6 protein-coding genes and 1 pseudogene are annotated in these 7,977 nt (G+C 69.1%); 4 read left to right on the plus strand and 3 right to left on the minus strand.

The window, feature by feature from the left end:
- Positions 1–289: hypothetical protein (locus tag G3N93_RS29345; protein ID WP_206134530.1), on the minus strand; the 289-nt coding region annotated here is incomplete at its 3' end.
- A 555-nt stretch (positions 290–844) separates the two neighbouring features.
- On the opposite strand from G3N93_RS29345, the gene G3N93_RS29350 reads away from it, so the two are divergent.
- The gene (locus G3N93_RS29350; RefSeq protein WP_206134527.1) at positions 845–1,099 is read left to right on the plus strand and encodes a DUF3562 domain-containing protein; all 255 of its coding nucleotides are present in this window, start codon (positions 845–847) and stop codon (positions 1,097–1,099) included.
- Positions 1,100–1,444: 345 nt separating this feature from the next.
- Positions 1,445–3,244, plus strand: a complete 1,800-nt coding sequence (locus G3N93_RS29355; protein WP_174935326.1) for a methyl-accepting chemotaxis protein — start codon at positions 1,445–1,447, stop codon at positions 3,242–3,244.
- Between the two features lie 30 nt (positions 3,245–3,274).
- On the opposite strand, the pseudogene G3N93_RS29360 reads toward G3N93_RS29355, so the two are convergent.
- Positions 3,275–4,322 (minus strand): annotated as a pseudogene (locus tag G3N93_RS29360) (sigma-54 interaction domain-containing protein).
- Between the two features lie 410 nt (positions 4,323–4,732).
- Here G3N93_RS29360 and G3N93_RS29365 point away from each other — a divergent pair.
- Together G3N93_RS29365 and G3N93_RS29370 are read left to right on the plus strand one after the other, a co-directional pair.
- Positions 4,733–6,733 (plus strand): ATP-binding protein, encoded by a 2,001-nt coding sequence (locus G3N93_RS29365; protein WP_206134528.1) that lies wholly within the window; start codon positions 4,733–4,735, stop codon positions 6,731–6,733.
- Positions 6,734–6,840: 107 nt separating this feature from the next.
- Positions 6,841–7,452 (plus strand): DUF4142 domain-containing protein, encoded by a 612-nt coding sequence (locus G3N93_RS29370; RefSeq protein WP_206134529.1) that lies wholly within the window; start codon positions 6,841–6,843, stop codon positions 7,450–7,452.
- A 12-nt stretch (positions 7,453–7,464) separates the two neighbouring features.
- On the opposite strand, the gene G3N93_RS29375 is transcribed toward G3N93_RS29370, so the two are convergent.
- A partial coding sequence (locus G3N93_RS29375; RefSeq protein ID WP_241026750.1) for a PRC-barrel domain-containing protein occupies positions 7,465–7,977 on the minus strand: 513 nt, incomplete at its 5' end.

Raw genomic sequence — 7,977 nt, forward strand, 5'->3', positions numbered from 1 at the left:
CCTTGCGACGTGGCTCGGCAACGGCCGGCGCGTCGGGCGCGGCCCGTGCGCAGAGCGCCGCGGCGAACCGTTGCAACGCGAGAACCGAGCCCGCGACGCTCTGGTACTTTTCGCGGCCGATCTGCCCGTCGAGCGTGACGAGCAATCCGGCTTCGCGTGCGAGCGCAAGCAAGGCGTCGATATTGTCGGACGGAAGGTTGCCGGCCGACACGGCCTGGGCGGGCAGGGCGCGCGCGTTGCCCGACGCGCGCCGCTGGCCGTCCCGGCCCGGTAAGTTGCGATGTGTCATGGTTGGTCTCCTGCGCCAGGCCCCGCATGCCGGCTCGACGGCCGGCTGAGCGATGACCCGTATGAACGTTTCGTCCATGTCACCAGTATCGTGTCGCGCCCGTGCGCTGCCAAGCAGCGCGTGCTGAAGTCGCTGTCAGGTAATGCGCGGCGCCTATCGGAATCCGCTGACACGCGGGGCGGCCGATCGGCCGTCCCGGCGACGATCCGGCCCGTTCGATCCGACGAATGGGCAGCGCGTGTCGGCCGTCGCTTGACGCATGATTTCGGCCGGTCTAACTTCGCCACTGCATCGGCGTCGGGCAACGTTCCATCGTTTGCCGGTCGGCCGGTGCCGCGCCCCGGGGTGGCGTGGCAGGGCTTCCAGTCTCGTTCGCGGGCAGTTTGCGCCGCGAACCTAGCGCGGCCGGTTCGGGGACGAACCGGCACGGCGGCACGCAACGTGTCGTTGATCGCGCGCAAACACGCGCCGGCGCATCGCACGCCGCGCTGCCGTTCAGTCTTTAAGCTTCCGGTACCTTCTTCTTTTCGTTCCTCGACCGTCAGGAGTCCGTCGATGTCCAAGGACAATTTGCTCGATTCACTCAAGGAAGCCGCCAAACAGCGTGCGATCGGTTCGGATCAGTTGCGTGCGATGCTCGACGACGAAGTACGCGTGTTGTCGTCTGGCGCGCGGGTGCACGATTACATCCACGTGTTCGCGATCCGGAACCTGCGCGAACGGATGCGCCAGCAGGACGATTTCGACCACGATACGCGGACCGATGCGCCGTCCGCCGACGCCGATCCACGTCCGAGCCATCGCCTGTGACGGGCTAGCGCCGCGGCTGATGCCGCGGACGTGACGCAATCCGTCGCCGGGCCAGGGCCGGATCCAGATCGACATTCATGCCACCGTCGACAGCGAACCGGCCTGTTCCCACTCCCTTGTGATTTCAGTGTCCGAGATCGCCGGCACCGTCGCCGCGTCCAGCGGCGGGCGTGCGCGCGCGTCGCCGACCGGCGCGACCATCCTGACGATCCGCTGACAAGCGGCATTGCCTTTTGTCATACGTTTCACTGAATTGTCACAGCGGCCTCAAGTAAGCGGCGCGATTGCCGTTTACCCGGTGAATTCGTCCACCGGGCGTTCGCGCTCCCTTACCGAGTCGTTGCCATGTTCTCGTCCATCCGGGCCCGCATCCTTGCCGCGTGCGTTGCCATCGTCGTATTCGCGCTCGTCGCCACCACGCTCATCAACTATTTCATCGCGCACTCGTACAACGACGATGCGATTGACCGCAACCTGACCTCCGTCGCCAGCGGCCACGTGGTCGGGATCGCCGACTGGGTCGCCACCCGGAGCCGGATGATCGCATCGCTGCAGGATGCCGCACTGACGCCCGATCCGCTGCCGGTGTTCAAGCAGATGGCCACGGCCGGCGGTTTCACGAACGTCTACGCGGGTTACGCCGACAAGGTGTTCCACTTTTCCGACCCGACCGGCATTCCGCCCGACTACGATCCGACCGGCCGCCCGTGGTACAAGCAGGCCGCGCAGGCCGGCAAGCCGGTCGTCACGCCGCCGTACGTCGACGCCGGCACGGGCAACCTCGTCGTCACGTTCGCGGTGCCGATCCTGCGCGACGGCGCGCTGAAGGGCGTCGTCGCAGCGGACGTCTCGATGGACACCGTGATCGCGAACGTAAAGACGATCCACCCGACGCCCGCGAGCTTCGGGATGTTGATCGACAGCAACGGCCACGTGGTCGCGCACCCGGACGCGAAGCTCACGCTGAAGCCGGTCGCCGACGTGTCGCCCGAACTCGGCGCGACGAACGGTGCGACGATCGCGGCCGCGACCGCACCCGTCGAGGTGACGGTCGGCGGCGACGCGAAGCTGGTGCGCGCGCGCCCCGTGCCGGGCACGGACTGGTACGCGCTGGTGCTGCTCGACAAGAACGAAGCGACGGCCGGGATGCGCTCGCTGCTGACCGCTTCGCTGATCACGCTGCTCGTGGTCGTCGGCGTGGCGTCGCTGATCATCGGCGCGATCACCGCGACCGCGTTCCGCCGCCTGTCGCAAGTGCGCCAGGCGATGGCCGCGATCGGCTCGGGCGCCGGCGACCTGACGCAGCGCCTGCCGGCCGACGGCCGGGACGAAGTGGCGGACATCGCCCGCTCGTTCAACAGCTTCGTCGACAAGCTGAACGACGTAATGCGCCAGATCCGCGATGCGAGCGAATCGGTGCGCACGGCCGCGAACGAGATCGCGGCGGGCAACCAGGACCTGTCGTCGCGCACCGAATCGGCGGCGGCGAGCCTCGAGGAAACGGCCGCATCGATGGAAGAGATCACCGCGACGGTCGGCCAGTCGGCGGCGGCGGCCGGCCAGGCGGACGAACGCGCGGCAGCCGCGTCGCGGATCGCGTCGCACGGCGGCGTGGTCGTGTCGGACGTGGTCGCGACGATGGAGAAGATCGAGGAAGCATCGGGCCGGATCGGCGACATCATCGGCGTGATCGACGGGATCGCGTTCCAGACCAACATCCTTGCGCTGAACGCGGCCGTCGAAGCGGCGCGGGCGGGCGAGCAGGGCCGCGGCTTCGCGGTCGTCGCGCAGGAAGTGCGCAGCCTCGCGCAACGCAGCGCGCAGGCCGCTCGCGAAGTGAAGGTGCTGGTCGAATCGACGGTCGCGAGCGTGTCGGCCGGGTCCGGGCAGGTGCGTCAGGCGGGCGACACGATGCGCGAGATCGTGTCCAACGTGTCGAACGTGACGACGATCATCTCCGAGATCACGCACGCGGCGAACGAGCAGACGCGCGGCATCCAGGAAGTGAATCGCGCGGTCACGCAGCTCGACGAAATGGTGCAGCAGAACGCGGCGCTCGTCGAACAGTCGACCGCCGCCGCGACCGCGCTGCAGTCGCAGGCGAACGCGTTGGCGACCACGGTCGGGCGGTTCAAGGTCGCTTGACGCGGCTGGCGGGAAAGACGGCCGCGCCGCTCAGGAGCGGCCGTTGTCGCGCATCAGCGCGAGCCGGTTGTAGAGCGTTTTCAGGCTGATCCCGAGTGCTTTCGCGGCACGCGGCTTGTTGCCGTCGAAGTGGTGCAGCGTCGCCGCGATGAAGCGCTGCTGCGCATGGTGCAAGGTCGCGCCGAGCGGCAGCGCCATCGTGTTCTCCGACAGGCGCTCGGGCGGCATCGCCGGCTTCGGCAGCGTGACGTCGATGCCTTCGTCCGCCAGGATGTACGCGCGCTCGATCGTGTTGTGCAGCTCGCGGACGTTGCCCGGCCACGAGTACGCGCGCAGTGCCGCGATCGCCGCGTCGGTCAGCCGCTTGTGCGCATGGTGCCGCGCGTTGAGCGCGTCGACGAATTCCAGTGCGATCGTCTCGATGTCGCTGTCGCGCTGGCGCAGCGGCGGTACGTACAGCGCAAACGCGGCGAGGCGGTAGAACAGGTCCTCGCGCAGCCGGCCGTCGCGCACGGCTTCGGCCGGGTTGTGGCGCGTGGCCGACACGATGCGCACGTCGAGCGGAATCGGCTCGGTGCCGCCCACCCGGACGATCACATTCGATTCGATCGCCCGCAGCAGCTTCACCTGCAATGGCGCGGGCATCTCCGCGATCTCGTCGAGCAGCAGCGTGCCGCCGCGCGCGGCTTCGAAGAAGCCTTCCCGCTGCGCGATCGCGCCGGTGAAGCTGCCTTTCTCGTGCCCGAACAATTGCGATTCCGCGATATCGGGCGGAATCGCGCCGCAGTTCACGGGGACGAACGGGCCCTCGCACCGGGCGCTGAGATCGTGCAGCCGGCGCGCGACGATATCCTTCCCGACCCCGCTTTCGCCGGCAATCATCACGCTGGCGCGGGTCGGTGCGATCTTTTCGATGCGGCCGAGCAGCGTGCGCATCGCTGAGGACCGGCCGGACAACCGGCGGCTGTCTGCACGTTGCTTCGACCGGTTTGCGGTTTCTCCCATTGTCATGAGTCGGCATGAGCGGGGCCGTTTTGAAATTCGGCACCACGCGTTCCGTTGATTGCAATATTTTCATCGACAGCGAAACGGCCACGAAGGTGCCGCAAAATAGAAATTTCCAATGTGCGCGGCGGGGACGGAAGGAGCAGACCATCGATTTCTGACACGAATCGCGGCATTTCTGCGCGATCCAGGGTCGTATCGGCGCTTTTTTACATCATTCCGATGAAAAAGCCGGTTGCGGTCACGGTGCGCGGGTGCGGCCCACGGCACCCACCGGTTCCCGACCGACCGCTGCGGCCCGGCCCGCAGGGCCGCCACCCGGCCACGCAGCCGGCACGCCTCACCATCCGGCCATCCACAGCCCGCGTCGGGCATGCCACTTGCTGATTCCATCAAGCTCGCCCGGCACGCTCGACGGCAGGCCGGAGGGTCGACCAACGGCATGACGCCGTGCGACCGGAGCCGGCGCGAGGCAAGGATGCAATGAGGACCCTGACCCGTGAGCTGTTACGGCAGGGTGCATGGATCGTGCTGGCCGTCGGGCTGGCGTCCGCGCTGCAGGCGTGGGCGGTTCGCGTCGTCGGCGAGCACGCGCCATTTGCGCCGCTGCCTTTGTATGCAGGCGTGGCGGCAGCCGCATGGCTGACGTCGTTCGGCGGTGGCCTGGCCGCGGCCGCCGTGAGCGTGGCCGTGATCGGCACGCTGTGGTGGCGCGATGCGCCGCTGGCGACGCTGCTCGCGCAGGCGGGCGCATTCGTCGCGATCAGCTTCGTCGAGTGCGTGCTCGTGATGGCCGTGAAGCCGCTGCTTGCGAACGATCGTCTGCGCGAACCCGATGACGACGGCGATGCCGATGCCCACGAGCCGCATCGCGAGCCTGAGCCCGTGCCCGCCGCCGCGCGCGTGCCCGTGCCTGACGACAGCCTGCTGCGGCGCGTGGTCGACGCTTCGCCCGATGCGATCGTCGGCGTCGATGCCGCCCGCCGGATCACGAGCTGGAATCCGGCCGCGCGGAGAATCTTCGGCATCGACGCGGCACAGGCCGCCGGGCGAGACGTCGCCGCGATGATCGCGCCGCGCTGGTTGCAGCGCCATCCGTTGCCCGCATCGTTCGCGAACCTGCACACGTCGGTCGGTCCGCTCGACGTGCTGTGCGTGCGCCGCGACGGCGGCCGTTTTCGGGCGACCTTCGCCGCAGCGCCGATGGTCGATGCGCAGGGCAACTGCACGGGCCTGTCGATGACGCTGACCGATGCGCACGAACGCCGTCGCGGCGAGCGGCGCAACCTGCGTTCGCTGCGCGGCGCCCGCGACGCACGTGCACAGGCGGACACGTCGAACCGGCTGAAGGACGAACTGCTGGCCACGGTGTCGCACGAGCTGCGCACGCCGTTGAACGTGATCTACGGCTGGGTCGAGGTGCTGCGCAACGTCGACGGTCAGGGGCTCGCGCAACAGGCCGTCGACGCGATCGATCGCAGCGCGCGGTCGCTGTCGCACATGGTGGCCGACCTGCTCGACGCGTCGTCGCTCGCGACCGGCCGGTTGCGCCTCGAGCGCGTGCCGGTCGATCTCGTGCGGGTCGTGCGCGATGCCGTGCGCGAACTCGACGCGACGGCCCACGCGAGCGGGCTCGAGTTGTCGACCCAATACGCGATGCCGACCTGCGTGATTCCGGCGGATCGCGAGCGCGTGCGCCAGGTCCTGTCGAACCTGTTGTCGAATGCGATCAAGTTCACGCCACCGGGCGGCCGCATCGTCGTGTCGCTGGCCCGGGCAGGCGAGCGCGTGCGGCTGTCGGTCGCCGATACCGGGCAGGGCATTGCGCCGGAATACCTGCCGCACCTGTTCGAGACGTTCAGCCGGCCCGAACGCGCATTCGCGTCGCCGAAGCGCGGCCTCGGGCTCGGCCTGTCGATCGTGCGCAACATCGCCCAACTGCATGGCGGCGACGTCGTCGCGACGAGCGCCGGCACCGGACGCGGGACGACCGTCACGGTCACGCTGCCGGCCGGCTGGGACGTCGACGATCCGGCCGAATACCTGCTGCACGCGGCAGGCGCGTCTGACACGGCAACGCTCGACGGCCAGCGCGTGCTCGTCGTCGACGATGATGCGACGTCACGCGCGAGCCTCGCCGCGGCACTCGAAACGATGGGCGCGCAGGTGTCGACCGCGCAATCGGGGCACGACGCGCTCGACGTGGTGGAGCGTCAGGCGCCGAACGTCGTGCTGTCGGATCTCGCGATGCCGGACGGTGATGGCTTCTGGCTGCTCGATCGCATCCGACATTTGCCGGGCGGCAGCGGGCATCTGCCTGTCGTCGCGGTCACGGCCCACGCCGGCAACGCCGACCGGCACCGCGTGATGGCGGCCGGTTTCGACGCGTATCTGCGCAAGCCGGTGGACATGCCGACGCTGGCGAGTGTGATCGCCGACGTCGCGCCGGACGCCGGGCACGATCGGAAAGGGCGCGGCCGGTAGCAGCCGGCGCGGCCGCCCGCCTGGTCGTCGACGAGGAAAGGAGGCGCGATGGACGCAACGGCAATCCGCGCGGCCGGCCCGCTCCGTCGCGACACACGGAGGTCCGGATGAAAACGAATCGAACCCGCCGGCCGGCGGCGATCGTGCTGGCCGCGACCGTCTGCGCATTGACCGCCGCGTTCGCGCATGCACAGGTGGCACCGGCTTCGTCGGCGCAGGTCGCGCCGGGCGTCATCCGCCCCGGCACGACGGCCGACGAAGCCGGCATGACGCAGCGGCCGACCGGTATCGACGTCGAATTCGTCGACAAGGCCGGCATGATCGGCAAGGTAGAGCGGCAGGCCAGCCAGCTCGCGCTCGACCGGTCGTCGAACGCCGACGTGAAGGCATTCGCGCGCCGGATGGTCGACGATCACGGGCGGATCGCCGGCGAATTGCGGCAGCTTGGTGCGGCCAAGGGCGTACCGGTCCAGTCGCGGATGCTCGTTGATCCGGCCGTGACCGCGTTGCGAACCAAAGAGGGTCATGCGTTCGACGTGGCCTATGTCGCGCTGGCGGGCCCGCGCGCGCACGAAGCAGCGATCCGGCTCTACGAAGCCGAGGCGCGGAACGGCCGCGATCCGCAGCTGCGCGCGTTCGCGGCCAACACGTTGGCGACGCTGAACGCGCACCTGGCCGCCGCCCGGCAACTTGCGCAGGCGGTGGCGGCCGCGCACTGAGCGGCGATCGCGCTACCGCTTATCACTTTCAGGGGCTTCGGAGGCTTCAGAGGTTTCAGGGCCGCCCGGCGACGCCTCGTACGGCGGTGAGTCGAGCGCCGTTTCGCCTTCCTCGATCAGCCAGTACGGCGCACTCCCGTAGTACGCATGCAGCGCTTCGGCCCATTCCGGATCGGCCATGGCCGGCCAGCGGTTCCTGTCGAAGCCGGGAGCTTCGCGCACGCGTTCGGTCGCGACCGGCAGCACGAAGCACTGGCGTTCGACGTCTAGAACAAGGACGTTCCATGGCACCGCGAGCAGCTTGTCGCCGATCCCGGGCAGGCTGCCCGACGACACGACCGCATACGCGATCCGGCCGGAGCGCACGTCGAGCATGATGTCGGTGACCTGGCCGATGTCGTCGCCGTCCATCGTCAGGACGCGATCGCCTTCGAGCGTGCGGGCGGCCATCACGTCGGGCCCCGGCCCGCTGCCGGCCGTGCGGCGGTTGCCGCCGACGATGCGCGTGTCGTCGTGCGACGGTCT

The sequence above is a fragment of the Burkholderia sp. Se-20378 genome, from assembly GCF_017104665.1.
GTDB classification, from domain to species: Bacteria; Pseudomonadota; Gammaproteobacteria; order Burkholderiales; family Burkholderiaceae; genus Burkholderia; species Burkholderia lata.

Coding starts and splice junctions, on each gene's coding strand:
- G3N93_RS29370 (WP_206134529.1), top strand. CDS start 6,841: ATGAAAACGAATCGAACCCGCCGGCCGGCGGCGATCGTGCTGGCCGCG.
- G3N93_RS29365 (WP_206134528.1), top strand. CDS start 4,733: ATGAGGACCCTGACCCGTGAGCTGTTACGGCAGGGTGCATGGATCGTG.
- G3N93_RS29350 (WP_206134527.1), top strand. CDS start 845: ATGTCCAAGGACAATTTGCTCGATTCACTCAAGGAAGCCGCCAAACAG.
- G3N93_RS29355 (WP_174935326.1), top strand. CDS start 1,445: ATGTTCTCGTCCATCCGGGCCCGCATCCTTGCCGCGTGCGTTGCCATC.